This is a genomic window from Kitasatospora sp. NPDC001225 (assembly GCF_053597855.1).
Genome location: NZ_JBSFJC010000046.1, coordinates 36711 through 60989, shown reverse-complemented (window position 1 = coordinate 60989; position 24279 = coordinate 36711). Strand labels below are relative to the sequence as shown.

The 24279-nt window shown below is 73.8% G+C and carries 22 protein-coding genes and 1 pseudogene; 14 read left to right on the top strand and 9 right to left on the bottom strand.

All coding sequences use genetic code 11. The features are described from left to right. Positions 1-39 precede the first annotated feature (39 nt). On the bottom strand, positions 40-393 hold the full coding sequence (gene erpA, locus ACWDCZ_RS18280; RefSeq protein WP_049651846.1) for an iron-sulfur cluster insertion protein ErpA: 354 nt from the start codon (positions 391-393) through the stop codon (positions 40-42). Between the two features lie 245 nt (positions 394-638). Here erpA and ACWDCZ_RS18275 point away from each other — a divergent pair, with 245 nt between their 5' ends. After that, positions 639-1502, top strand: a complete 864-nt coding sequence (locus tag ACWDCZ_RS18275) for a GNAT family N-acetyltransferase (RefSeq protein WP_074001184.1) — start codon at positions 639-641, stop codon at positions 1500-1502. Positions 1503-1564: 62 nt separating this feature from the next. Here ACWDCZ_RS18275 and ACWDCZ_RS18270 read toward each other — a convergent pair whose 3' ends face one another. The 3 genes from ACWDCZ_RS18270 to ACWDCZ_RS18260 all read right to left on the bottom strand — a co-directional run bounded on the left by ACWDCZ_RS18270 (position 1565) and on the right by ACWDCZ_RS18260 (position 4659). Then, a complete protein-coding gene (locus ACWDCZ_RS18270) occupies positions 1565-2932 on the bottom strand; it encodes a pyridoxal phosphate-dependent decarboxylase family protein (RefSeq protein WP_449816384.1) in 1368 nt (455 codons plus the stop codon). Between the two features lie 199 nt (positions 2933-3131). Next, a complete protein-coding gene (locus tag ACWDCZ_RS18265) occupies positions 3132-3596 on the bottom strand; it encodes an Lrp/AsnC family transcriptional regulator (RefSeq protein WP_049651848.1) in 465 nt (154 codons plus the stop codon). A 139-nt stretch (positions 3597-3735) separates the two neighbouring features. Further along, on the bottom strand, positions 3736-4659 hold the full coding sequence (locus ACWDCZ_RS18260; RefSeq protein ID WP_449816383.1) for an NADP-dependent oxidoreductase: 924 nt from the start codon (positions 4657-4659) through the stop codon (positions 3736-3738). Between the two features lie 191 nt (positions 4660-4850). Between ACWDCZ_RS18260 and nadA the strand changes: the two genes are divergently transcribed. Continuing rightward, entirely contained in the window at positions 4851-6035 is a 1185-nt protein-coding gene (gene nadA, locus ACWDCZ_RS18255) for a quinolinate synthase NadA (protein ID WP_259316562.1), read from the top strand. Between the two features lie 81 nt (positions 6036-6116). On the opposite strand, the gene pspAA is transcribed toward nadA, so the two are convergent. Both pspAA and ACWDCZ_RS18245 read right to left on the bottom strand, forming a co-directional pair. Next, a complete protein-coding gene (gene pspAA / locus ACWDCZ_RS18250; RefSeq protein ID WP_049651850.1) occupies positions 6117-6410 on the bottom strand; it encodes a PspA-associated protein PspAA in 294 nt (97 codons plus the stop codon). A gap of 37 nt (positions 6411-6447) precedes the next feature. Continuing rightward, on the bottom strand, positions 6448-7251 hold the full coding sequence (locus ACWDCZ_RS18245) for a PspA/IM30 family protein (protein WP_074000884.1): 804 nt from the start codon (positions 7249-7251) through the stop codon (positions 6448-6450). A 301-nt stretch (positions 7252-7552) separates the two neighbouring features. Here ACWDCZ_RS18245 and ACWDCZ_RS18240 point away from each other — a divergent pair, with 301 nt between their 5' ends. Both ACWDCZ_RS18240 and ACWDCZ_RS18235 read left to right on the top strand, forming a co-directional pair. Next, entirely contained in the window at positions 7553-8152 is a 600-nt protein-coding gene (locus ACWDCZ_RS18240) for a DUF3043 domain-containing protein (RefSeq protein ID WP_241852715.1), read from the top strand. A 179-nt stretch (positions 8153-8331) separates the two neighbouring features. Beyond that, a complete protein-coding gene (locus tag ACWDCZ_RS18235; protein ID WP_181970803.1) occupies positions 8332-9072 on the top strand; it encodes a class I SAM-dependent methyltransferase in 741 nt (246 codons plus the stop codon). Positions 9073-9102: 30 nt separating this feature from the next. On the opposite strand, the gene ACWDCZ_RS18230 is transcribed toward ACWDCZ_RS18235, so the two are convergent. Next, on the bottom strand, positions 9103-9303 hold the full coding sequence (locus tag ACWDCZ_RS18230; RefSeq protein WP_449816382.1) for a hypothetical protein: 201 nt from the start codon (positions 9301-9303) through the stop codon (positions 9103-9105). A gap of 123 nt (positions 9304-9426) precedes the next feature. Here ACWDCZ_RS18230 and cobU point away from each other — a divergent pair. The 7 genes and pseudogenes from cobU to ACWDCZ_RS18195 form a co-directional block, all read left to right on the top strand. Then, a pseudogene (gene cobU / locus ACWDCZ_RS18225) lies at positions 9427-9987 on the top strand (bifunctional adenosylcobinamide kinase/adenosylcobinamide-phosphate guanylyltransferase); the annotation flags it as partial. 28 nt (positions 9988-10015) lie between these two features. Then, positions 10016-11140: a nicotinate-nucleotide--dimethylbenzimidazole phosphoribosyltransferase gene (locus ACWDCZ_RS18220; protein ID WP_449816381.1), complete on the top strand. Its 1125-nt coding sequence runs from the start codon at positions 10016-10018 to the stop codon at positions 11138-11140. Positions 11141-11260: 120 nt separating this feature from the next. Next, positions 11261-12052, top strand: coding sequence for an adenosylcobinamide-GDP ribazoletransferase (locus tag ACWDCZ_RS18215; protein WP_449816380.1), 792 nt, complete (start codon positions 11261-11263; stop codon positions 12050-12052). Positions 12053-12311: 259 nt separating this feature from the next. Further along, positions 12312-13814, top strand: coding sequence for a leucyl aminopeptidase (locus tag ACWDCZ_RS18210; RefSeq protein WP_449816379.1), 1503 nt, complete (start codon positions 12312-12314; stop codon positions 13812-13814). Positions 13815-14225: 411 nt separating this feature from the next. After that, positions 14226-15632 (top strand): dihydrolipoyl dehydrogenase, encoded by a 1407-nt coding sequence (gene lpdA, locus ACWDCZ_RS18205; RefSeq protein ID WP_107086631.1) that lies wholly within the window; start codon positions 14226-14228, stop codon positions 15630-15632. An 80-nt stretch (positions 15633-15712) separates the two neighbouring features. Further along, on the top strand, positions 15713-17479 hold the full coding sequence (gene sucB, locus ACWDCZ_RS18200; protein ID WP_449816378.1) for a 2-oxoglutarate dehydrogenase, E2 component, dihydrolipoamide succinyltransferase: 1767 nt from the start codon (positions 15713-15715) through the stop codon (positions 17477-17479). A 181-nt stretch (positions 17480-17660) separates the two neighbouring features. After that, positions 17661-18176 (top strand): DUF4240 domain-containing protein, encoded by a 516-nt coding sequence (locus ACWDCZ_RS18195; protein ID WP_049658975.1) that lies wholly within the window; start codon positions 17661-17663, stop codon positions 18174-18176. Between the two features lie 41 nt (positions 18177-18217). Here ACWDCZ_RS18195 and ACWDCZ_RS18190 read toward each other — a convergent pair whose 3' ends face one another. Together ACWDCZ_RS18190 and ACWDCZ_RS18185 are read right to left on the bottom strand one after the other, a co-directional pair. Beyond that, the gene (locus ACWDCZ_RS18190; protein ID WP_449816377.1) at positions 18218-19357 is read right to left on the bottom strand and encodes a DUF2510 domain-containing protein; all 1140 of its coding nucleotides are present in this window, start codon (positions 19355-19357) and stop codon (positions 18218-18220) included. A gap of 151 nt (positions 19358-19508) precedes the next feature. Beyond that, entirely contained in the window at positions 19509-20015 is a 507-nt protein-coding gene (locus ACWDCZ_RS18185; RefSeq protein WP_049658978.1) for a GNAT family N-acetyltransferase, read from the bottom strand. Positions 20016-20091: 76 nt separating this feature from the next. Here ACWDCZ_RS18185 and ACWDCZ_RS18180 point away from each other — a divergent pair, with 76 nt between their 5' ends. The 3 genes from ACWDCZ_RS18180 to ACWDCZ_RS18170 all read left to right on the top strand — a co-directional run bounded on the left by ACWDCZ_RS18180 (position 20092) and on the right by ACWDCZ_RS18170 (position 24238). After that, on the top strand, positions 20092-20997 hold the full coding sequence (locus ACWDCZ_RS18180) for a TIGR01777 family oxidoreductase (protein WP_375874027.1): 906 nt from the start codon (positions 20092-20094) through the stop codon (positions 20995-20997). A gap of 488 nt (positions 20998-21485) precedes the next feature. After that, positions 21486-22817 (top strand): FAD-dependent oxidoreductase, encoded by a 1332-nt coding sequence (locus ACWDCZ_RS18175; protein WP_074000878.1) that lies wholly within the window; start codon positions 21486-21488, stop codon positions 22815-22817. A gap of 194 nt (positions 22818-23011) precedes the next feature. Further along, on the top strand, positions 23012-24238 hold the full coding sequence (locus ACWDCZ_RS18170) for a cation:proton antiporter (protein WP_049659880.1): 1227 nt from the start codon (positions 23012-23014) through the stop codon (positions 24236-24238). Positions 24239-24279: the final 41 nt, after the last annotated feature.

Sequence of the window (24279 nt, the reverse complement as noted above, 5' to 3'; positions counted from 1 at the left end):
GCCCCGGGGATCACCCCGGGGCCGCCTTCCGCAGCGGGCTTAGCTGAACGAGTCGCCGCAGGCGCAGGAGCCGGTGGCGTTCGGGTTGTCGATGGTGAAGCCCTGCTTCTCGATGGTGTCGACGAAGTCGACGGTGGCGCCGCCCAGGTACGGGGCGCTCATCCGGTCGGTGACGACCTTGACGCCGTCGAAGTCCTTGATCACGTCACCGTCGAGCGAGCGCTCGTCGAAGAACAGCTGGTAACGCAGGCCGGAGCAGCCACCGGGCTGGACGGCGACGCGCAGCGCGAGGTCCTCGCGGCCTTCCTGCTCCAGCAGGGCCTTGACCTTGGCCGCGGCGGCATCGGTGAGGAGGATGCCACTCTCGACGGTGGTCTCGTCCTGGACGGTCATCTGCTTTCTCCCGGTCTTGACGACGGTCTGCCGCCAGTGCCAACCAACGGCCGTCCGGTTTCATTTCCCGGGCGGCGATCGATTTCTGCGGCCTGTTCGCGGCTGGTTGTCCGTAGGCCGGGTGTGCCACCCGCGTCCCCTACGCTCCCCATGCTCGCACACCCCCGGAGGGCCGGTCACCGCCCGAGGCACGGATCCGGGTGAACGGGCCCCACGGCCGCCCGTCGGACGCCAGGATGGTCGGCATGATCCTTCGCCAGGTCAGGGACACCGCAGCGGACGCGGAGGTCGTCCGGGAACTGTCCTTCGCCGCGTTCGCCGCACCGTCCGACGACCCCGCGCGGCCACCGCGGCCGACGCCGCTGCAGCTGGCCCGGACCAGGCACCTGGCGCGCACCGATCCCGGGGGCTGCTGGCTGGCGGAGAGCGGCGGGCAGGCGGTCGGGGTGGTGCTGTCGATGCGCCGCGAGGGCCTGTGGACGCCCTCGCTGTTCGCCGTCCGGCCGTCCGCGCAGGGCCGGGGGGTGGGGCGGCTGCTGTTCGAACGGGCGATGGCGCACGCCCGGGGCTGCCTGCGCGGGATGGTCTGCGCCTCCGGCTCCCCGGCGGCGGCCCGCCGCTACCGGCTGGCCGGGTTCACCCTGCACCCGGCGATGCGGCTGACCGGGACGGTGGACCGGCAGGGGCTGATCGATCCGGGCGACATACCGGTGCACCGCGGCAACGCCACCCACCTGCACCTGCTGGACTCGGTGGACCGCCGGCTGCGCGGGTCCGCGCACGGGCCGGACCACGAGCTGATGCTCGGGCACTTCGAGGAGCTGCTGGTCGCGGACGCGCTGGCCGGCAGCGGCTACTGCTACCGGGACGGCGGCACGGTGCGGCTGCTGGCGGCCACCAGCAAGCGGATCGGGGCCCGGCTGCTGCGCGAGGCGCTGGCCCGGGTGCCGGACGGGGCCGAGGCGCGGGTGGAGTACCTGACCGCCGAGCAGGAGTGGGCGCTGGACGTCGGGCTGGAGGTCGGGCTGACGCCGGAGACCGGCGGCTTCGTCGGGGTGCGCGGGATGCGGCCGCCGGCGCCGTACCTGCCGAACGGGGCGTTCCTGTAGGCGGGCACGCGTACGGCCCCCTCCGGAGCGCTCCGGAGGGGGCCGTACGGACGTCAGGGGGCTCAGACCATGGTGTCCAGGATCTCCTTGACCATCTCCATGGTGGTGCCCGGGTGCAGGAAGGCGAAGCGGGCGACCGTCTCGCCGTCCCAGCCGGTGGGGGTGACGAAGCCGATCTGGTCCGCGAGCAGCTGCTGCGACCAGCGGTAGTAGTCGTCGTTGGTCCAGCCCCTGCGCTTGAAGCAGACCGCCGAGAGCTGCGGGTCGAACAGCAGCTCCAGGTGCTCGCTCTCGCGGATCAGCTGGGCCGTCTCCCGGGCCAGGGTGAGGCCGGCCTCGATGGCGTCGGTGTAGGCCTGGACGCCGTGGACGGCCAGCGAGAACCAGAGCGGCAGGCCGCGGGCGCGCCGGGTCAGGTGGTAGGCGTAGTCGGTGGGGTTCCACTCGTCGCCCTCGGTGTGCAGGACGTCCAGGTAGGAGGCGTCCTGGGTGTGCACGGCGCGGGCGAGCTGGGGGTTGCGGTAGATCAGCGCGGCGCAGTCGAAGGGGGCGAACAGCCACTTGTGCGGGTCGACCACGAAGGAGTCGGCGTGCTCGATGCCGTTGTAGCGCTCACGCATCGAGGGGGCGAACAGGCCGGCGCCGCCGTAGGCGCCGTCCACGTGGAACCAGAGGTCGCGCTCGCGGGCGACCTCGGCCAGGCCGGCCAGGTCGTCGACGATGCCCTCGTTGGTGGTGCCGGCGGTGCCGACGACGGCGATCACCGTCTCCGGGTTCGGGTCGGCGGCCAGGGCGGCGCGCAGCGCCTCGCCGGTGAAGCGCCGGTTGACGGTCGGGACCTTGAAGGCCTCGACGCCGATGATGTTGAAGGTGTTCTTGACCGAGGAGTGCACCTGGTCGGCGACGGCTATCCGCAGCCGGGCCTCCGGGCCGACACCCAGCTTGCGGCGGGCGGTGTCGCGGGCGACCACCAGGGCGGAGAGGTTGCCCGCCGAGCCACCGGACACGAAGCAGCCGCCGGCCGACTGGGGCAGGCCCGCGCGGTCGGCGATCAGGCGCAGCACCTGGTTCTCGGCGGCGATCGCGCCGGCCGCCTCCAGCCAGGAGATGCCCTGGAGGGAGGCGCAGGAGACGACCATGTCGAACAGCAGCGCGGCCTTGGTCGGGGCGCACGGGATGAAGGACAGGTAGCGGGGGCTGTCGGCGGAGATGACCGCCCGGGACAGCTCGTGGTCGTAGAGCTTGAGCACGTCGACCGGGTTGTTGCCGTCCTGGTTCAGCAGGCCGGCCAGCTGGGTGCGCAGGTGCTCGCCGTCACCGGGGTGGTCGAGCGGGACGGGGTCGTACTGCAGCCGCTCCCGCATGTAGTCGAAAACCAGGTCGACCAGCTCGTTGTCGGGCCGGTGCATGCGGTCGGGTGCTGCGGACACGGCGGTCCCTCTCGGCGTGGGGGTGTCGGGGGGCGTCCGGTCGGCGGGACGCTTCACCGCGACGACCGGACGTGATCAGCGTAGGCAGCACCGGGCCCTCCCCGCGCGTCGGAACGCGGCTGGTCAGGCAGGTTTCGGGCGTCTTCGGGCGGGTCCGCGCAGGATTCCTGCGTACGGTCCGGGGGCGGCCGGCGGGCGGTCAGCCGATGAGCTGGGAGAGGACCACCGAGGAGCGGCTGCGCTGCACTCCGGGCTCGCGCCGGATGCGCTCGATGACGGCCTCCAGGTGGCGCATGTCGGCGGCCCGCAGGTGCACCAGGGCGTCCGGGTCGCCGGTGACCGTCCAGGCGGCGACCACCTCGGGGAACTGCCGCAGGCTGGCGAGGATCTCCTCGGGGGCGGTGCGCTCGCGGCAGTAGACCTCGACGAAGGCCTCGGTCTGCCAGCCCAGCACGGACGGGTCGAGCACCACGGTGAAGCCCCGCACCACGCCGCGCGCCCGCAGCCGGTCGATCCGCCGGCGCACGGCGGTGGCGGAGAGGTTCACCTGCAGCCCGATCTCGGCGTACGAGGCGCGGCCGTCGCTGCCGAGCCGGGCGAGCAGGAGCCGGTCGGTCTCGTCCAGGTCGGCCCCGACCACCTCGTGCGCTCGGCTGCTGGTCATGGGTGAGGGGCTCCACGGGTCGTACGGGGGGTTCGGCGGGGCGCTCCGGCGGCGGGCTGCCACTGCCGAAACGGTTCGCCACCATTCTGGCGGATGACCTGGACGAGTTCACCGCCGTCGGATGACGGGCGGGCGGCCGTCACGGGACGAGCAGCACGATCTTCCCCCGGGTGCGGCCCTCGGCGCTGAGCGCCTGGGCGGAGGCGGCCTGGGCCAACGGGAAGGTGGAGGCGACGGTGACGGTCAGCCGGCCGTCGTCGGCGAGCGCGGCCAGCTCGGCGAGGTCGTCGGCGTCCGGGCGGACCCAGACGTACCGGCCGCCGAGCGCCTTGACCCCGTAGTCGGTGATCGAGGCGATCCGGCCCGGGTCCGCCACCAGGCCGGCCGAGAGCTGGACGGCGCCGTGGCCGACCAGGTCGAGGGCGGCGTCCACCCCGTCGGGGGCGAGCGCGCGGACCCGGTCGGCCAGGCCCTCGCCGTACACCACCGGCTCGGCGCCGAGGCCGCGCAGGAAGTCGTGGTTGCGCTCGGCCGCGGTGCCGATCACCCGGGCGCCGCGGGCCCGGGCCACCTGCACCGCCAGGTGGCCGACCCCGCCCGCGGCGGCGTGCACCAGGACGGTCTCCTCCTCGGCGAGGCGCAGCGCCCGCAGGCCCTGCAGGGCGGTGAGCCCGGCCAGCGGCAGGCCGCCGGCCTGCGCCCAGTCCAGCGCGGCCGGCTTGCGGGCCAGGGTGCGGACCGGGGCGGAGACCAGTTCGGCGTAGGTGCCGTGCTCGACGGCGTCCTTGCGGACGTAGCCGTACACCTCGTCGCCCGGGGCGAACTCGGTGATCCCGCCGCCGACCGCGCGGACCACGCCGGCCACGTCCCAGCCCATGACCAGCGGGAAGTGCGCGTCGAGGATGCCGTCCAGGGCGCCGTCCCGGACCTTCCAGTCCACCGGGTTCACCCCGGCCGCCCGGACCTCGACCAGGACGGAGTCGGGCCCGACCTTGGGGTCGGGCAGGTCGGTGTACTCGACCACCTCGGGGCCGCCGTAGCGGTTGATCGCGATTGCTTTCATGGGCTCAGCCATACCCGTCGGCTTCGAAGTATCGATTCGGCCACGCCCGGAAGCATCCGATTCGACGAGCGGTTCTCGTCACATCGACAGGATGGCCATCGTCACTCTGACGCTAAGCGGTTAGAATAGATAGCGTCAGTTAGACGAAAAGGCCCCACCGCTAGCTCGGCCGCACAGAAGGGCACCCGCCCGTGACCACCACCATCACCGAGACCCACGGCGTCGACCCCACTCCGACGCCGCTCGCTCTGCTGCTGCTCGGCCGCGAGGCCGACCCGAACAGCGAGCGCGGCGTCGAATGCCCCGGTGACCTCCCCCCGGCCTCCGACCCCCACCTCGTCGAGCGCGCCCGCGCGGCCAAGGCCGCGCTCGGCGACCGCGTCTTCATCCTCGGCCACCACTACCAGCGCGACGAGGTGATCGAGTTCGCCGACGTCACCGGCGACTCCTTCAAGCTCGCCCGCGACGCGGCCGCCCGCCCCGAGGCCGAGTACATCGTCTTCTGCGGCGTGCACTTCATGGCCGAGTCCGCGGACATCCTCACCAGCGACCGCCAGCAGGTCGTCCTGCCGGACCTCGCGGCCGGCTGCTCGATGGCCGACATGGCCACCGCCGAGCAGGTCGCCGAGTGCTGGGACGTGCTGACCGACGCCGGCATAGCCGACGTCACCGTCCCGGTCTCGTACATGAACTCCTCCGCCGACATCAAGGCCTTCACCGGCCGGCACGGCGGCCTCATCTGCACCTCCTCCAACGCCAAGCGCGCCCTGGAGTGGGCCTTCGAGCAGGGGCAGAAGGTGCTCTTCCTGCCCGACCAGCACCTCGGCCGCAACACCGCCGTACGGGACATGGGCTTCTCGCTGGACGACTGCGTCGTCTACAACCCGCACCGGCCGAACGGCGGCCTGACCACCGAGCAGCTGCGGGACGCCAAGATGATCCTCTGGCGCGGCCACTGCTCGGTGCACGGCCGGTTCAGCCTGGACTCGGTGAACGACGTCCGCGAGCGGATCCCCGGCGTGAACGTCCTGGTGCACCCCGAGTGCAAGCACGAGGTCGTCGCGGCCGCCGACATGGTGGGCTCGACCGAGTACATCATCAAGGCGCTGGACGCCGCCGAGCCCGGCTCCAAGTGGGCCATCGGCACCGAGCTGAACCTGGTCCGCCGCCTGGCCAAGGCGCACCCGGACAAGGAGATCGTCTTCCTGGACCGGGCGGTCTGCTTCTGCTCGACCATGAACCGGATCGACCTGCCGCACCTGGTCTGGGCGCTGGAGTCGCTGGTCGAGGGCCGGGTGCCGAACGTGATCACCGTCGACCCGGAGACCGAGACGTACGCCAAGGCGGCGCTGGACCGGATGCTGGCCCTGCCGTAGCCGTCCGCGGACAACAGCCGAAGGGCGGGCCCCCTCCGTGGTGGAGGGGGCCCGCCCTTTCGTCTGGCAGCGGCCGCGGCCCTACTCCGGGAAGCCCGGGATCACGCCCTCGCCGTCGGCCATCAGCAGCTCGCGGACCTCGTCGATCGTCGCGTCGGCGCTCGGCAGGATCAGCTCGGACGGCTCCAGCGAGTCCAGCGGCACCGGGGTGCCGTACTGCTTCACCGCCTCGATGAGCTTGCCGTAGGCCTCACGGAAGAGCGCCTCGTCCCCCGACTCCACTGCGGTGACGAGCTCGGCGTCGAGCTCGTTGAGCAGGTTCAGGTGGTCGTCGCCCACCTCGTACTGCCCCTCACCCATGACCCTCATGATCATGCCGTGCGTCTCCCTGGTTCGTGGGGTCGAGCTCAGATCACTTGTTGTAGTTGATGCGCGGGGTGTCCTGCTGCGGCTGCGGCTGGACGTCCTGCTTGCCCTGCTCGATCGCGGCGGGGCCGGCCGAGGAGGGACCGGAGAGCTCGGCCTTCATCCGGGCCAGCTCCAGCTCGACGTCGGAACCGCCGGCCACCCGCTCCAGCTCGGCCTCGATGTCGTCCTTGCGGCCGAGACCGCTCGCGTCGTCGAGCGCACCGGAGGCCAGCAGCTCGTCGATCGCGCCCGCCCGGGCCTGCATCTGGGCGGTCTTGTCCTCGGCACGCTGGATCGCCAGGCCGACGTCGCCCATCTCCTCCGAGATCCCGGAGAAGGACTCGGCGATGCGGGTCTGCGCCTGGGCGGCGGTGTACGTCGCCTTGATGGTCTCCTTCTTGGTGCGGAAGGCGTCCACCTTGGCCTGAAGTCGCTGGGAGGCGAGGGTGAGCTTCTCCTCCTCGGCCTGGAGCTGCTGGTACTGCGTCTCCAGGTCGTTGATCTGCGACTGCATGTTGGCCTTGCGGGTCAGCGCCTCGCGGGCGAGGTCCTCCCGGCCGAGCGACAGCGCCTTGCGGCCCTGGTCCTCGTACTTCGCCGACTGCTGCTGGAGCTGCGTCAGCTGGAGTTCGAGCCGCTTGCGCGAGGTCGCGACATCCGCGACACCACGCCGTACCTTCTGGAGCAGCTCAAGCTGCTTCTGGTAGGAGTAGTCAAGCGTCTCACGCGGATCCTCCGCCCGATCCAAGGCCTTGTTCGCCTTGGAGCGGAAGATCAGCCCCATACGCTTCATGATTCCGTCGCTCATGGGCCTCGGGTGCCCCCTTCTCCGGCCTGCGGTCTCTATCTCGTTACCAGACACGACGAGTGTATGTGCAGCGAGCCCTTCGCCGCAGTGCACCTGCCTGCAACAAGACTGCTACAGCGACCAGTGGCGTTTCCTCCTCCCCCGGGTGGATCCGCCCCTCATCCCCCCCATCGTCCATCCGACTGATCCCCTACGGGAAGGGCCCGGGAAACCCGCTTCGGACGGCGACCTGGCGGTATCGATATGTGTTCGGTTCCGAGGGCGCCCGTGGAAGCCGCGTCGCACCCCGTACGCTGGTGGTGTGTTCCGACGCCGTTCAGATGATGCCGCCGCCTCCGCCACCGTGCTGGAGAAGCAGGACGAGACGACCCAGGCCCGCGATCCGCAGGCCAAGAAGGGCCGCCCCACCCCCAAGCGCAGTGAGGCCGAGGCCAACCGGCGTACCCGGGTGACCGTGCCCAAGGACCGCAAGGAGGCCGCCCGCCAGGGGCGCGAGCGGATGCGCGCCGAGCGCGAGAAGCAGCGCCAGGCGCTGATGAACGGCGACGAGCGTCACCTGCCGGCCCGTGACAAGGGCCCGGTGCGCAAGTTCGCCCGCGACTACGTGGACTCCCGCTGGTCGCTGGCCGAGTTCTTCCTGCCGGCCGCCGTGGTCATCCTGGTGCTCAGCATCGTCAAGGTGCCGGCGCTCCAGCTGCTCTCCACGCTGCTGTTCCTGCTGTTCTTCGTGCTGGTGATCCTGGACTTCGTCCGCCTCGGCTTCGGCCTGCGCAAGCAGCTGGCCGAGCGCTTCGCCGACCAGAACACCCGCGGCGCCGTCGCGTACGGCATCATGCGCACCCTCCAGATGCGCCGGCTGCGCCTGCCCAAGCCGCAGGTGCGGCGCGGGGAGAAGCCCTGACCGCCGAACCGGTCGGCTCCGGCTGGGCCCCGCCCTCCTGGGAGGGGCCCGGCCTCTACGCACTCCCCGGGCAGGGCGGCGCGCTGCCGGGGCAGGGCGACGGCGGCCACGACCGCCTCGCCCAGGAGCGCCGGCTGCCCTCGCGCAGCGGCTCCTTCGCGGGCGGCACCGGCGCCTGGCTGGACCGGCTCGGCGGGCTGCGCAACTTCGTCCGCCAGGAGCTCGTCGCCCGCCAGCTCGCCGAACAGCTGGCCGGCCGCAGCGGGCAGCGCGTCCTCGACATCGGCTGCGGCCAGGGCACCCAGGCCCTGCGGCTGGCCCGGGCCGGCCACTACGTCACCGGGATCGACTCGGACCCGGTCGCGCTCGGCGTCGCCCAGGGGGCGCTCGCCGAGGAGCCGCCGGAGGTCCGCGGCCGGATGCAGCTGCTCAGCGGCGACGGCCACCAGTGCGGGCGCTGGTTCGGCCCGCGCAGCTTCGACGTGGTGCTCTGCCACGGCGTCCTGATGTACCTGCCCGACCCGGACCCGATGATCGCCTCGCTGGCCCGGCTGCTGGCGCCCGGGGGGCTGCTCTCGCTGCTGGTCCGCAACCGCGACGCGCTCGCCCTGCGGCCGGCCGCCGCCGGGGACTGGCGGGCCGCCCTGCACGCCTTCGAGAGCGACCGGTACTACAACCGGCTCGGACTGGCCGCACGGGCCGACCGGCTCGCCGACCTCACCGTCACCCTCTCCGAGGTGTCCGTCCCGCTGCGGCACTGGTACGGCGTGCGGGTCTTCACCGACAGCGCCCCGGACGACGCGGCCCCGCCGGTGGACGGGCGGCAGCTGGCCCAGCTCCTGGAAGCCGAGGACCGGGCCGGCCGCACCGACCCGTACCGGCAGGTCGCCGCGCTCCTGCACGTGATCGGGGCGAAGTAGCCGCGCCGCGGCCGCTCCACCCCGTCCGCGCTACTCCTCGCCCAGGCTCATCGAGTAGACGACCCGGTCGTCCTCCAGCAGCACCGCGGTGTCCACACCGTCCTCCGCGAGCTGCTTCCAGGTCTCCCCGATCCAGGTCTCGGCGTCCCCCTGGCCGGCGAACTCCTCCTGGCCGGCGTCCGGCGTCACCGCGCTGCCGTCCGCCTTCTCGTACCGCCACGTCCAGACCATGCCGGCTCCTCCCACTGACCACGCTGCCTGTGTTGCTGCGCACCATAGCCTGCCCGGCCCGATCTTCCGTATGCCTGCTCCGGCAGGATGGACGGCATGGCGACCCGATCCGAGCCCACCCGTCCCCCGCTGCCCCGCACCCTGCTGCTCGGCGGCGCCCGCTCCGGCAAGTCCACCCGCGCCGAGCAGCTGCTCGCCGACCGTCCGGACGTCCTGTACGTGGCCACCGGCGGCACCCGCGACGGCGACGCCGAGTGGGCCCAGCGGGTCGCGCTGCACCGGGAGCGCCGGCCGGCGAGCTGGCGCACCGCCGAGACCTGCGACCTGGAGGCCGTGCTGGCCGACCCGGCCGACCCGGCACCGGTGCTGGTCGACTGCCTCGCCCTGTGGCTGACCGCCGTGATGGACGAGTGCGGCGCCTGGGACGACGAGGTCTGGGCGGCCGGCGGCGAGGCCGCCGTGCAGCGCCGCTGCGAGGCGCTGGCGCGGGCCTGGGCGGCCACCGGACGGACCGCCGTCGCGGTGAGCAACGAGGTCGGCATGGGCGTCGTCCCGGCCACCGCCGCGGGCCGCCGCTTCCGCGACACCCTGGGCCGGCTCAACATGGCCGTGGCGGACGCCTCCGAGCGGGTCCTGCTGGTGGTGGCCGGTCAGGTGCTGACCGTCAAGCCAGCCGTTGGCTGAACACCCGCGCCGTGTAGCCTTCCGGACGATGGACACGACCGTGGATCTCGATACGTTCTCCTCGCTCGTCGAGCGCCCCGACGAGAGCGCCCGGCGGGCCGCCGAGGAGCGCTGGCAGGCGGCCGACCGGCCGCGCGGCGGGCTCGGCCGGCTCGAGGAGCTGGGCAGCTGGCTGGCCTCCGTACAGGGGCGCTCGCCGGTGCTGCCCGTCTCCGCCCCCAAGGTGCTGCTGTTCGCCGCCGACCACGGCGTGGCGGCGCTCGGGGTCTCCCGGATGCCCGCCCGGGGCGGCACCGCGGCCCGGGTGCGGGCCGTGCTCGACGGCAGCGCGCCGGTGTCCCGGCTGGCCGCGCGCTACGGCGCCCAGGTGCGGGTCGTCGACGTCGCCGTGGACGCCGACCCGACCGACTTCCCGGACGAGGTGGTCGCCCACCGGATCCGGCGCGGCTCCGGGCGGATCGACGTCGAGGACGCGCTCACCGTCCAGGAGACCGTCCGGGCGTTCCGGGCCGGCATGGCCGTCGCCGACGAGGAGGCCGACGCCGGCACCGACCTGGTGCTGCTCGGCGACCTCGGGGTCGGCGCCACCACGGTGGCCGGCGTGCTGGTCGGCGCGCTCTGCGGGACCGACGCGGCGGCGGTGACCGGGCGCGGCTCCGGGATCGACGACCGGGTGTGGATGGTCAAGTGCGCCACCATCCGGGACTCGCTGCGGCGGGCCCGGCCGGTGCTCGGCGACCAGCTGGCCCTGCTCGGCGCCACCGGCGGCGCCGACTTCGCCGCGATCACCGGCTTCCTGCTCCAGGCGGCCGTCCGACGGCTGCCGGTGGTGCTGGACGGCGTGGTCTCGGCGGCCTGCGCCCTGGTCGCGCAGCGGATCGCCTTCCGGGCGCCGGAGTGGTGGCGCGCCGGGCAGTCCAGCGGCGAGCCTGCCCAGGCGAAGGCGTACGACCGGCTGACCCTGACGCCGCTGCAGGACCAGGGCATCACCATGGGCGAGGGCGTCGGCGCGCTGCTGGCGCTGCCGCTGCTCCAGGCCGCGGGGGACGTGCTCGCGGACGAGGCGCCGAAGCCCTTCGTGCCGGCGGCGCCGGGCGCGCCGAAGGAGCAGCCGAGGCTGCCCTCGGCGGCGGACCTGCTGCGGAAGCTGTAACGGCGGCCCCGGCCGTCCGGAGAACGCCCCTTCGCCGGGGCGTTCTTGCTTTCCCGCCCTCTCCTACTGTCCTGCTGTCTGACTCTGTCCTGCTGTCTGACCTTCGAGAGGAACACGCACATGACGGACCGCGGCGACCGGGCCGGCTGGGCCGAGGGCCTGCGGTTCGGGTTCGGGACGCTGTCCGTGCTGCGGGTGCGGGTGGAGCGCTGGGACCGGGCCGCGGCGGCCCGGGCGATGGTGACGGCCCCGGTGGTCGGGCTGGTGCTGGGCACCCTGGCGGCCGTGGTCGGGGCCCTGGTGGCCTGGCGGGCGGGCGGGCCGCTCGGCGCGGTGACCGCGGTGGGGGTGCTCGCCGGGCTGACCCGGGGTCTGCACCTGGACGGCCTGGCGGACGTCGCCGACGGGCTGGGCAGCGGGAAGCCGGCCGAGGACGCGCTGCGCATCATGAAGCAGTCCGACATCGGCCCGTTCGGCGTCCTGACCCTGGTCCTCGTCCTGCTCGCCCAGGTGGCCGCGCTGGCCGGACAGTTCGGCCACTCCCCGCTGCGCGGCGCGCTCGCGGTGCTCGCCTCGGCGACGGCCGCCCGCTGCGCGCTCGCCTGGGGCTGTCTGCGCTCGGTGCCGGCCGCCCGGCCGGGCGGGCTGGGGGCGATGGTCGCGGGCACCGTGCCGCCCGCCGGGGCCGCCGCCGCGACGGCCGCCGCCGCGCTCGCCCTGGCCGCGGCCGGACTGCTCGACGGATGGTCAGTTCTCCGCCTCCCGCTGGCCGTTGCGGTCGGCACGGGCTGCTCCTGGCTGCTGCTCCGGCGGTGCGTTCGCAGGTTCGGCGGGATCACCGGGGACGTGCTCGGCGCGATGGCCGAAACCGCCGCGACCGCCTCGCTGTTCGCCCTGGCGTTGCTCGGCTGACACCGGGCGGCGCGTGATCCCACCATGCGGACTACCATGCGTGGAGCACCGCAGCCCTGCACCGTGGCAGGTCCTGCCCGCCCGGCGCGTACCGAGGAGCCGGGGCCTCTGGTGTACGCGGCCACCCCGGCGGACGCGCGCAGCCAGGGGGCCCGGACCCGGAGGCCCGCCGGCGGACGGCCTGCGACGGCGCGGGCTGCGCCGGTGCGGCAGCCTCGCCGTGGCCGGCCGTGGACCGCGAAAGAACAGGACGCATTACGTGACTGCATTGTCTGTGAGCACCTCCTCCGCCGCCTCGCTGCGCGCGGACGCCCTGGTGGTCGGTGTCGCGAAGGGCCCGAAGGGCATCGTGCTGGCCCCCGGTGCCGAGGCCGTGAACGAGGCGTTCGAGGGCAAGCTGACCGAGGTCCTCAGCACCCTGGGCGCGACCGGCGCCGAGGGCGAGGCCGTCAAGGTCCCCTCCCCCGCCGGCCTGAAGGCCGCGCTCGTGCTCGCGGTCGGCCTGGGCGAGGCCGCCGAGGACGGTTACGCGCTGGAGACGCTGCGCCGCGCCGCCGGTGTCGCCGCCCGCACCCTGGCCGGTGCCAAGAAGGCCGCGCTGGCCCTGCCGGCCGAGTCCGCGGCGGACATCGAGGCGGTCGCGCTGGGCGGCCTGCTCGGCTCGTACGCCTTCGGCACCTACAAGGGCGACGGCAACGGCAAGGAGCCGGTCGGCGAGCTGGTCGTGCTGGCCGCCCGCAAGGGCAGCAAGGACGCCAAGGCCGCCGTGGAGCGCGCCACCGCGATCGGCGAGGAGATGAACCGGGCCCGCGACCTGGTCAACACCGCGCCGAACGACCTGAACCCGAAGAGCTTCGCCGCGATCGCCCAGGGGGCCGGCAAGGAGCACGGCCTCAAGGTCGAGGTGCTGGACGAGAAGGCGCTGACCAAGGGCGGCTTCGGCGGCCTGATCGGCGTCGGCATCGGCTCGGCGAACCCGCCCCGCCTGGTGAAGGTGGCCTACACCCACCCGAAGGCCAAGGCCACCCTGGCATTCGTCGGCAAGGGCATCACCTACGACTCGGGCGGCATCTCGCTGAAGCCGGCCGGCCACAACGAGACCATGAAGTGCGACATGGCCGGCGCCGCCGCCGTGTTCGCCGCCGTGGTGGCCGCCAAGCGCCTGGGCCTGGCCGTCAACGTGACCGGCTGGCTGGCGCTGGCCGAGAACATGCCGTCCGGCTCCGCCACCCGCCCCGGCGACGTGCTGCGGATGTACGGCGGCAAGACCGTCGAGGTGCTGAACACCGACGCCGAGGGCCGCCTGGTGCTGGCCGACGCGATCGTGCGGGCCGGCGAGGAGAACCCGGACGTCATCGTCGACGTGGCCACCCTGACCGGCGCCATGGTGCTGGCCCTGGGCAACCGCACCTTCGGTGTGATGTCGAACAACGACGAGCTGCGCGACGGCCTGCACGCCCTGGCCGGCGAGGTGGGCGAGCAGTCCTGGCCGATGCCGCTGCCGGCCGACCTGCGCAAGGGCATGACCGAGTCGACCATCGCCGACCTGGCCAACATGGGCGAGCGGATGGGCGGCGGCCTGGTGGCCGGCCTGTTCCTGAAGGAGTTCGTGGCCGAGGGCACCGACTGGGCGCACCTGGACATCGCCGGTCCGGCGTTCCACGAGAGCGCGCCGTACGGCTACACCCCGAAGGGCGGCACCGCGAGCGCGGTGCGCACCCTGGTCCGCTTCGCCGAGCAGCGGGCGAACGGCAAGGCCTGACCCGGACACCCCTGACCCGGGGCGTCCCCCGGTCCAGGACCCGCTGCGACGGGGCCCGGCGCGTGTGCGCCGGGCCCCGTCGGCGTTCCGGCCCGGTTACCCGCGAGTAGGCCGGAGCGCCGCGACGCACGCCTGTTCGCTGCGGGCGAAACTTTGTTCCACAGTGCGGAAGAAGCCGTGGCGGATGGCGCGGAAGACGCCCGTCCGGCGGCTGTCAACACCGCTCTGAGCTGCGATGATGCCCTTCCGTCGGGGGCGTTCCCGCCCCGGTGACCACTCCGCGGGACACCCCTGGGGCGGACCCGGACATCAGCCACCGTGAACAAGTGCGAAGATGTATTTCCGGCACGACTGGGCGCCCCACAAAGGCTTCCGACCCACCGGACCGCGACCGGCCCGGCGACCCACCCCATGCATGGAGGACGTGACGTGGCGAACGACGCCAGCACCGTTTTCGACGTAGTCATTCTCGGAGGCGGAAGCGGCGGTTACGCCGCGGCGCTCCGCGCCGCTCAGCTGGGCCTGAGTGTTGCCCTGGTCGAGAAGGGTGAGCTGGGCGGCACCTGCCTGCACCGCGGCTGCATCCCGACCAAGGCGCTGCTGCACGCCGCGGAGATCGCGGACGAGACGAAGGAGGCCGCCGAGTTCGGCGTCCTGGCCACCTTCCAGGGCATCGACATCAACGGCGTCCACAAGTACAAGGACGACGTGATCGCCGGCCTGTACAAGGGCCTCCAGGGCCTGGTGGCCTCCCGCAAGGTCACCTTCATCCAGGGCGAGGGCAAGCTCTCCTCGCAGACCTCGGTGGACGTCAACGGCCAGCGCATCGAAGGCCGCCACATCGTCCTGGCCACCGGCTCCGTGCCGCGCTCGATCCCGGGCCTGGAGATCGACGGCAACCGCGTGATCTCCTCGGACCACGCCCTCAAGCTCGACCGCATCCCGAAGTCGGTCGTCATCCTCGGCGGCGGCGTGATCGGCGTCGAGTTCGCCTCGGTCTGGAAGTCCTTCGGCGTCGAGGTCACCATCGTCGAGGCGCTGCCGCACCTCGTCCCGCTGGAGGACGAGAACTCCTCCAAGCTGCTGGAGCGCGCGTTCCGCAAGCGCGGCATCAAGTTCGAGCTGAAGGCCCGCTTCTCGGGCGTGGAGTACACCGAGACCGGTGTCCGCGTCTCCACCGAGAACGGCAAGCAGATCGACGCCGACCTGCTGCTCGTCGCCATCGGCCGCGGCCCCGTCTCGGCCGGCCTCGGCTACGAGGAGAACGGCGTCGCGATGGACCGCGGCTACGTCCTCGTCGACGAGTACATGCGCACCAACGTGCCCACCATCTCCGCCGTCGGCGACCTCGCCCCGACCCTCCAGCTGGCCCACGTCGGCTTCGCCGAGGGCATCCTGGTCGCCGAGCGCCTGGCCGGCCTCAAGCCGGTGCCGATCGACTACGACGGCGTTCCGCGGGTGACCTACTCCAACCCCGAGGTGGCCTCCGTCGGCATCTCCGAGGCCAAGGCCGTCGAGCTGTACGGCAAGGACAAGGTCGTCACCCTGAAGTACAACCTGGCTGGCAACGGCAAGAGCAAGATCCTGAAGACCGCCGGCGAGATCAAGCTCGTCCAGGTCAAGGACGGCGCCGTGGTCGGCGTCCACATGGTCGGCGCCCGCATGGGCGAGCAGGTCGGTGAAGCCCAGCTGATCTACAACTGGGAGGCGCTCCCGGCCGAGGTCGCGCAGCTCATCCACGCGCACCCGACCCAGTCCGAGGCCCTGGGCGAGGCGCACCTGGCGCTGGCCGGCAAGCCGCTGCACGCGCACGACTGATCACGCCCCACCCCCTTTCCCGGTACTTCCCGTACGCAAGTACTTCCCGTACGCAAGACTTGATAGGAGTCGCTGAAACCATGGCGGTCTCAGTAACACTGCCCGCGCTGGGCGAGAGCGTTTCCGAGGGCACCGTCACCCGCTGGCTGAAGGCCGAGGGTGAGCGTGTCGAGGTCGACGAGCCGCTGCTGGAGGTGTCGACCGACAAGGTCGACACCGAGATCCCGGCCCCGGCCTCCGGCATCCTGGCCTCGATCAAGGTCGCCGAGGACGAGACCGTCGAGGTGGGCGCCGAGCTGGCGATCATCGACGACGGCTCGGGCGCCCCGGTCGCCGCCGCGGCCCCGGCCGTCGAGGCCGCGCCGGCCCCGGTCGCCGCCCCCGCTCCGGTCGCCGCCCCGGCTCCGGTCGCCGCTCCGGCCCCCGTTGCCGCCCCGGCCCCGGCCGCCGCTCCGGCCGCCGACGCCACCCCGGTGCTGCTGCCCGCCCTGGGCGAGTCGGTCACCGAGGGCACCGTCACCCGCTGGCTGAAGGCCGAGGGCGACACCGTCGAGGTCGACGAGCCGCTGCTGGAGGTGTCGACCGACAAGGTCGACACCGAGATCCCGTCGCCGGTCGCCGGCACCGTGGTGAAGATCCTGGTCGCCGAGGACGAGACCGCCGAGGTCGGCGCCCAGCTCGCGCTGATCGGTGCCGCCGGTGCCGTCGCCGCCGCCCCGGCCCCGGTCGCCGCCCCGGCTCCGGCCCCGGTTGCCGCTCCGGCTCCCGTTGCCGCCCCGGCTCCGGTCGCTGCCCCGGCCCCCGTCGCTCCGGCCGCCCCGGTCGCCGCCCCGGCTCCGGTTGCCGCTCCCGCCCCGGTTGCCGCTCCGGCCCCCGTCGCCGCCCCGGCTCCGGTCGCCCCGGCCGCCCCGGTGGCCGACAGCGGTGACGCCTACGTCACCCCGCTGGTGCGCAAGCTCGCCGCCGAGCACGGCGTCGCGCTGTCCTCCGTCGCCGGCACCGGCGTCGGCGGCCGCATCCGCAAGCAGGACGTCATCGCCGCCGCGGAGGCCGCCAAGGCCGCTCCGGCCCCGGTCGCCGCCGCCGCCCCGGCCGCCGCGCCGAAGGCCGCCGCCGCGCCGTCCGCCCTGCGCGGTCAGACCGTCAAGATGACCCGCATGCGCAAGGTCATCGGCGACAACATGCTGAAGGCGCTGCACGAGCAGGCCCAGCTGACCAGCGTGGTCGAGGTGGACGTCACCAAGATCATGTCGCTGCGCGCCAAGGCCAAGGAGGGCTTCCTGGCCCGCGAGGGCGTCAAGCTCTCCCCGATGCCGTTCTTCGTCAAGGCCGCCGCCCAGGCGCTGAAGGTCCACGCGGTCGTCAACGCCCGGATCAACGACGCCGAGGGCACGGTCACCTACTTCGACACCGAGAACATCGGTATCGCGGTGGACTCCGAGAAGGGCCTGATGACCCCGGTCATCAAGGGCGCGGGCGACCTCAACATCGCCGGCATCTCGAAGAAGACCGCCGAGCTGGCCAGCAAGGTCCGCGACAGCAAGATCACCCCGGACGAGCTGTCCGGCGCCACCTTCACCATCAGCAACACCGGCTCGCGCGGTGCGCTGTTCGACACCGTGATCGTGCCGCCGAACCAGGTCGCCATCCTGGGCATCGGCGCCACCGTCAAGCGCCCGGTCGTCATCGAGGCCGACGGCGGCACCGCCATCGGCATCCGCGACATGACCTACCTGTCGCTCTCCTACGACCACCGCCTGGTGGACGGCGCCGACGCCGCCCGCTACCTGGTCGCGGTCAAGGAGATCCTCGAGGCCGGCGAGTTCGAGGTCGAGCTCGGCCTCTGACCCCACCGGGTCCCCGCGGCACCCCGCGTACGGAACCCCGCGTCGTCCCCGGACGGCGCGGGGTTCCGCCGTTCCCGGCCCCCGGGCGCACCGGGTTCCGGGACCCCGGGCACACCGGGCACGGGCCCGTGTCGAGTCGTGGCATGCGCGGAGGCGGCCGAACGGGGATGCTTGAGCGGTGATGGACGAGACGGACTTCTGGCAGATCATCGACGACACCCGGGACGCCGCCGACGGCGACCCCGACGAACAGGCCGACCTCCTGGTGGAACGGCTCCTCCAGCTGACCCCGGACGACGTGATCGACTTCGCCCGGCTGTTCCAGGCGCGGTTCCGGCGCGCCTACCGCAACGACCTGTGGGGCGCGGCCTACCTGCTGCTCGACGGCGCCTCGGACGACTCCTTCGACTACTTCCGCTTCTGGCTGATCGGCCAGGGCCGCGAGGTCTTCGAGGGCGGACTGGCCGAACCGGACGACCTGGCGGACCTGTTGCCGGAGTTCGACGAGGAGGAGGACGGCGACGCCGAGGACCTCGGCTACGCCGCCGACGAGGCGTACGAGCGGCTGACCGGGCTGCCGCTCCCCGAGGTGGGCGGGCGGCAGGCCGAGCAGCCGTCCGGGCCGGCGCTGGACTTCGACGACCCGGACGTGATGGCCAAGCGCTACCCCAAGCTCTGGGAGCGGTACGGGGATTAGGGCGTACCGGACGGGCCGGCGGACCGGCCCTCGCGGTTTCGTCAGGTGCTGCTGCCGGAGGAGCTGTCCTGCTGGATGCCGTTGAGGATCTGGTCCAGCGCCGAGAAGTCCGGCGCGGCCGGGCTGTCGTCCACGCCGCCCTCCATGACCACGTAGCCGCCGCCCTTGGCCGGGAGGGCGGCCAGCAGGACGTAGCCCTGGGTGCCGTCCGTGGTGCGGATGTGCCAGCGGGTGGCGTAGCCGAGCACCCCGGCCACCCTGACGTACCCGGATCCCGCGTCGGTGTGCGAGCTGACCCCGGAGAAGATCTGCCCGGCGTAGACGGGGATCTGGGCGTCGGCGGCCGCCTTGGGGGTGGTGCCCTGGACGGTGTCCTTCTCGACCGAGAACTGGCCGCGGATGCAGGAGCTGCCGTCCGGGCAGCTGTAGCGGCCGGTGCCGAGGTAGACCGTCGAGTGCGGCGGGTCGGTGGACACGTCCCAGCCGTCGAAGACCGGCACGGTGATCGCGTGCTGGGGGTCGGGGACGGTGCTCTTGACCACCGGCAGGGGCTTGGGCTTGGGGGTGGGCGTGGGCACGGTGGGGCTGGGGCTCGACGTGGGGCTGCCGCTCTGGGTCACGGTGACCGTGGGGTCCGGGGTCGGGTCCGCCCTCCGGTCGCCGCCGCCGCTGAACGCGATCCCGGCGACGATCCCGCCCACGGCCAGCACGGCGACCGCGATGCCGATGACCAGGCCGGTCTGCGGCCTGGCCTTGGCCGTCGGGGGCGGCGGGTAGCCCGGGCCCGGGTAGCCGTAGCCGGGGCCCTGGCCGGGGTAGGCGCCCTGGGCCGGGTAGCCGCCCTGGGCCTGGCCCTGGGCCTGGTAGGCGTCCTGGCCCGGGTAGCCGTGGGGCGGGAGCTGGTGGGCGTCCTGGCCCGGGTAGCCGTAGGCCGGGGCCTGGTGGGCGTCCTGGCCCGGGTGGCCGTAGGGCGCCGCCGGGCCGCCGGGGTAGCCGTAGCCGGGCCGCTGGTCGGACGGCGGCCGGGTCTGGGTGGGGGCGTCGGCGAGCCCGCCCGCGACGCCGTCCTGGAGCGGTCGGACCTCGCTGCTCCAGGCGTTGCCGTCCCACCAGCGCTCGTGACCGGGGGTGCCGTCCGCACCCGGGACCGGGTACCACCCGGGAGGCGTCGAGTTACTCACGGGCGTACGGTACCCGGCGCGGCGGCGGTCCAGACAGCGCGGAACCGTCACGACTCGGCACCGGCCCGGAACGCCGAACATCCGCTCGCGGCAAGCCTGTTCGGATCTTCGGCGCGGGCCCGGGCGGGCTCGGCGGGGTACCGTCCGGGGCTCAGTCGGCCAGGCGGCGGGCCATCCAGACGTCGTCCACGTACCGGCCGTCGATGAGGAACTCCTCGGCCAGCGAGCCCTCGACGACGAAGCCGCAGCTCTCGTAGAGCCGACGGGCCGGGGCGTTCCAGCCGAGCACCCGCAGGGTCAGCTTGCGGGCGCCTTCGGCCCGGGCCGCCGCGCAGGCCGCCTCGACCAGCCGGCGGCCGATGCCCCGGCCGCGGACGGTGTCGTCGACGGCCAGGCCCTGGATCTGCCGGACGTGCCGGTTGCTCGCCAGCGGGGTGGCCGGGACCTGACGGACGTAGCCGACGATCCGGCCGTCCAGCACGGCCAGCAGGTACTGCTCGGCCGGGTGCCGCTCGTCGAAGACCGGGTCCTCGACGGGCGGTCGCGGGGAGACGTCGGACAGGACGGACCAGGCGGCGTGGTTGAGGACGGCGAGTTCGCGCTCGTCCTCGCTCCGAGCCGTACGGATGATCAGATCGTCGTCAGGCATGCGCGTCATGCTAACGGGACGCATGCGAAGGTGACGGGCGGTCGGGAACACCGCGGGAGCGGGCGGGAGCTGCGAGGATGGGCGCATGCGCATCGCTGTCACGGGTTCCACGGGTTTGATCGGTTCGGCGCTCGTCCGCTCCCTGCTGGCGGACGGCCACGAGGTGGTCCGGCTGGTCCGGCACCGCTCGAAGACCGGCCCCCGGCCGGACGGCAGCACGGCGATCGGCTGGAACCCGCTGCTCGGCGAGGTCGAGCGGGACGGGCTGACCGGGGTCCAGGCCGTGGTGCACCTGGCCGGCGCCGGGGTCGGCGACCGCCGCTGGACGGACTCCTACAAGCGGGAGATCCGGGAGAGCCGGGCGTACGGCACCGAGACGCTGGCCGTCGCCCTGGCCGCGCTCAAGGAGCCGCCGCAGGTCCTGGTGAGCGCCTCCGCGGTCGGCTGGTACGGACAGACCGGCGACCGGGTGATCGACGAGGACTCCCCCGCCGGGGACGACTTCCTGGCCGAGGTCTGCCGGGAGTGGGAGGACGCCGCCAGGCCGGCCGAACGGGCCGGGATCCGGGTCGTCCACCCCCGCACCGGGATGGTCCTGTCCGCGTCCGGCGGGGCGGGCGGACGGCTCTTCCCGCTCTTCAAGCTGGGCCTCGGCGGGCGGCTCGGCAACGGGCGGCAGTACTGGAGCTTCATCTCGCTGCACGACGAGGTGGCCGCGCTGCGGTTCCTGATCGACCACGACGGCCTCTCCGGCGCCTTCAACCTCACCGCGCCGAACCCGGCGACCAACGCCGAGCTGACCACCGCGCTCGGGCGGGCGCTGCGGCGGCCGACGCCGTTCCCGGTGCCGGAGGCGGTGCTCAAGGCGGTGCTGGGCGAGCTGGCGGTCGAGGTGGTCGGCAGCCACCGGGTGGTGCCGCGGCGGCTGCTGGACGCGGGCTTCCGCTTCACCCACCCGGACGTGTACTCGGCGGTGCTCGCGGCGATGTGACGGGCCGGCGTGCGTGCGGCGGTGCTCGCGGCGATGTGACCGGTGGGCGTACGCGCGGGGGCGCGACGCCTGGGCGTGCGCGCGGCGGTGTGACGGATGGGTGCGCGCGCGGGCATGTGACGCGTGGGTGTGCGCGCGGGGCGTGCGGAGCCGTGCGTACTCCGACCGAGGCATCCACCCTGGCCAGCGGCATATGCCGGGCCGGGCCCGAGGGGGCCCGAGGAGGGGGCGCACGGGAGCACATGGTGGGCGCGTCGCACGCCCCCGGTGACCGTACGCGCCCGCCGACCCCCGAACCCGGCCACCACGGCGCACTGTCCGTGACCGCGCCCCCGCCCGGTGCCGCACAACCCTCCCCGGCCCTCGGATCCAGCCCGATGCGCTTGTCTGATGCTCGTACTGACTGGGCATCACCCTCCACGGACCGTGTCCCGGCACCCCGCTGCCTGCGTCGGCCGGAGCCCCGGGACCAGGGAGGGAGCACCCCAGTGCCCACGTACGACTTCACCCGCCGCGCCCGCCGGCCGTCCGACCCGGACGTCGTCGTGGTCGGCGCCGGACTCGCGGGCCTGGCCGCCGCCCGCGCGCTCACCGGCCACGGCCTCGACGTCCAGGTCCTGGAGACCACCGACCGGATCGGCGGCCGGATGGCCACCCGCGAACAGGACGGATTCCGGCTCGACGACGGCAGTCACCTGCTGAACACCGCCTTCCCCGAGCTGCGCCGCACGCTCGACCTCGACCGCCTCGACCTGCGCCCGCTCGCGCCCGGCGTGCTGGTGCACAGCGCCGGCCGCCGGTACCGCGCCGGGGACCCCCAGCTCGCCGTCGCCCGGCAGGCCGCCGCCCGGGCCCCGCTCGGCAGCCCGCTGGACAAGGCCCGGCTGGCCGGCCGGCTCGGCCGGCTCGCCACCACCCCGGTCGGCCGGCTCCAGGCCCGCCCGGAGACCACCGCCGCCCGCGCACTGGCCGGCCACGGCCTCGCCCAGCGCACCGTGGACGGCTTCCTGCGCCCGCTGCTCAGCGCGCTGCTCTCCGATCCGGCCCTCGGCACCAGCAGCCGGATCGCCGACCTGGTGCTGCGCTCGTACGCGCGCGGGCGGCTCTGTCTGCCCGCCGGCGGGATCGCGGCGGTACCGGCCCAGCTGGCCGCCGCCCTGCCCGCCGGAACCGTCCGCACCCGGGTGCAGGTCACCTCGATCGCCGCGGACGGCGTCGAGACCCTCGCGCACGGGCGGATCGGCGCCCAGGCCGTCATCGTCGCCACCGACGCCCGCTCCGCCACCGGACTGCTGCCCGGGCTGCGGCTGCCGGACTTCCACCCCGTCACGACCTTCTACCACGCGGCCGACACCGCCCCGCTGGGCGAGGCCGTCCTGCTGCTCGACGGCGACCGGCCGAACGGGCACCCGCCACTGGTCTCGCACTCGCTGGTGCTCAGCGAGCTGCACCCGTCCTACGCCCCGGCCGGCCAGGCGCTGATCGCCACCACCGTGCTCGGGCGGCGCGCCTTCGACGTGGGCGGCCCGGCCGGGCTGGAGCCGGCCGTCCGGGCCCGGCTGACCGAGCTGTACGACGTCCCGACCTCGGGCTGGCAGTTCCTCGGCGTACGGCACGTCCCGGACGCGCTGCCCGCGATGCCGCCGCCGCACAACCCCCGCCGCCCGGTGCGGCTGCTGGCCGGGCTGTACGTCGCCGGGGACCACCGGGACACCAGCACCGTGCAGGGCGCGCTGGTCTCCGGGCGGCGGGCGGCGCAGGCGGTCCTGGGCGACCTCGGTGTCCCGGCGGACGCCCGGGAGGCGGAGGCGGCGGCCTGACGGCGGCACGGGTGGCCGTCGGGGCGGTCCGAGCGGCGGGGCGGCAGGGGCGGCCGTTGCCACCACCGGAGCGCATCGGGGCACCGGGACACACCAGCGGTCTGCCGGGGTGACAGACCGACGGCGTGCCAGGATGCCGGGGTGCCTGCTCTGACCGTTCATCGGATGGTTCCGACCGTTCGGCCGGTTGCGCGGTGAGCGCCGCCGCCCAGCCGCTGACCCTGATCCTGATCCCCGCCGCAGCCGTGGCCGCCCCGCTGCTCGCCGACCGGCTGCTGCGGTGGATCGCCGTCCCGACCGTCGTGTTCGAGATCGTGCTCGGCGTCCTGATCGGCCCGGACGTCCTGGGCTGGGCGCACGTCGACGGCCTGGTCGACGCGCTCTCCCAGTTCGGCCTGGCCATGCTGATGTTCCTGGCCGGCTACGAGATCGACTTCGCCAAGCTGCGCGGCGGCCCGCTGAAACGGGCGGGCACCGCGTGGCTGGTCTCGGTGGCCGTCGGGCTCGGCGTGGGCGCGCTGGTCAACCGGGACCCGCTGGACGGCGCCTTCGCCGGGCTGGTGCTCACCACCACGGCGCTCGGCACCATCCTGCCGATCCTCCGCGACTCCGGTGAACTGCCCACGCCCTTCGGCTCCCTGGTGATGGCCACCGGGGCGGTCGGCGAGTTCGGGCCGATCATCGCGATCGCCGCCCTGCTCAGCGGCAACTCCCCGGCCCGCACGGCGGTCATCCTCGGGGCCTTCGCGGTGATCACCGCGCTCGCCGTGTTCGGCGCGCGCCGGCCCCGCCCGGCCTGGACCACCCGGCTGATCGAACGGACCCTGCGCACCTCCGGACAGTTCGCCATCCGCGCGGTGATCCTGGTGCTGGCCGCCATGGTCGCCGCCGCGCTCTGGCTGGACCTCGACATGCTGCTCGGGGCCTTCGTCGCCGGGATCGTCTCCCGGCTGCTGCTGGCCGGCGTCCGGCAGGCCGAGGAGGAGGTGATCGAGGCCAAGCTGGAGGGCATCGGCTTCGGTTTCCTGGTGCCGGTGTTCTTCGTGGTCAGCGGGATGAACTTCGACCTGGACGCCCTGCTGGACGACCCGGGCACGCTGCTGCTGGTCCCGGTGTTCCTGCTGCTCTTCCTGGCCGTGCGGGGGCTGCCCGCCGCACTGCTCGCCCCGGCCGGGCTCGGCCTGCGCGACCGCGCGGCGCTCGCGCTGTACGGGGCGACGGCGCTGCCGCTGGTCGTGGTGATCACCACCATCGAGGTGGACGCCGGACACCTGCCGTCCTCCACCGCGGCGGCGCTGGTCGGCGCCGGGATGCTGTCGGTGCTGGTGTTCCCGCTGGCGGCGCAGCGGGTGCGCGGCGGCGCGCGGCCGCCGGTGGCGGCCGACGCGGATCAGCCGAGGGTCCGGGCCGAGAGCTGGTAGGCCCGGGCCTCCGTACGCCGGGTGCGTGAGGCCCGTCCCCA

Coding starts and splice junctions, on each gene's coding strand:
- erpA (WP_049651846.1), bottom strand. CDS start 393: ATGACCGTCCAGGACGAGACCACCGTCGAGAGTGGCATCCTCCTCACC.
- ACWDCZ_RS18275 (WP_074001184.1), top strand. CDS start 639: ATGATCCTTCGCCAGGTCAGGGACACCGCAGCGGACGCGGAGGTCGTC.
- ACWDCZ_RS18265 (WP_049651848.1), bottom strand. CDS start 3,596: ATGACCAGCAGCCGAGCGCACGAGGTGGTCGGGGCCGACCTGGACGAG.
- ACWDCZ_RS18260 (WP_449816383.1), bottom strand. CDS start 4,659: ATGAAAGCAATCGCGATCAACCGCTACGGCGGCCCCGAGGTGGTCGAG.
- pspAA (WP_049651850.1), bottom strand. CDS start 6,410: ATGATCATGAGGGTCATGGGTGAGGGGCAGTACGAGGTGGGCGACGAC.
- ACWDCZ_RS18245 (WP_074000884.1), bottom strand. CDS start 7,251: ATGAGCGACGGAATCATGAAGCGTATGGGGCTGATCTTCCGCTCCAAG.
- ACWDCZ_RS18230 (WP_449816382.1), bottom strand. CDS start 9,303: ATGGTCTGGACGTGGCGGTACGAGAAGGCGGACGGCAGCGCGGTGACG.
- ACWDCZ_RS18220 (WP_449816381.1), top strand. CDS start 10,016: ATGGACACGACCGTGGATCTCGATACGTTCTCCTCGCTCGTCGAGCGC.
- ACWDCZ_RS18215 (WP_449816380.1), top strand. CDS start 11,261: ATGACGGACCGCGGCGACCGGGCCGGCTGGGCCGAGGGCCTGCGGTTC.
- lpdA (WP_107086631.1), top strand. CDS start 14,226: ATGCATGGAGGACGTGACGTGGCGAACGACGCCAGCACCGTTTTCGAC.
- sucB (WP_449816378.1), top strand. CDS start 15,713: ATGGCGGTCTCAGTAACACTGCCCGCGCTGGGCGAGAGCGTTTCCGAG.
- ACWDCZ_RS18195 (WP_049658975.1), top strand. CDS start 17,661: ATGGACGAGACGGACTTCTGGCAGATCATCGACGACACCCGGGACGCC.
- ACWDCZ_RS18185 (WP_049658978.1), bottom strand. CDS start 20,015: ATGACGCGCATGCCTGACGACGATCTGATCATCCGTACGGCTCGGAGC.
- ACWDCZ_RS18180 (WP_375874027.1), top strand. CDS start 20,092: ATGCGCATCGCTGTCACGGGTTCCACGGGTTTGATCGGTTCGGCGCTC.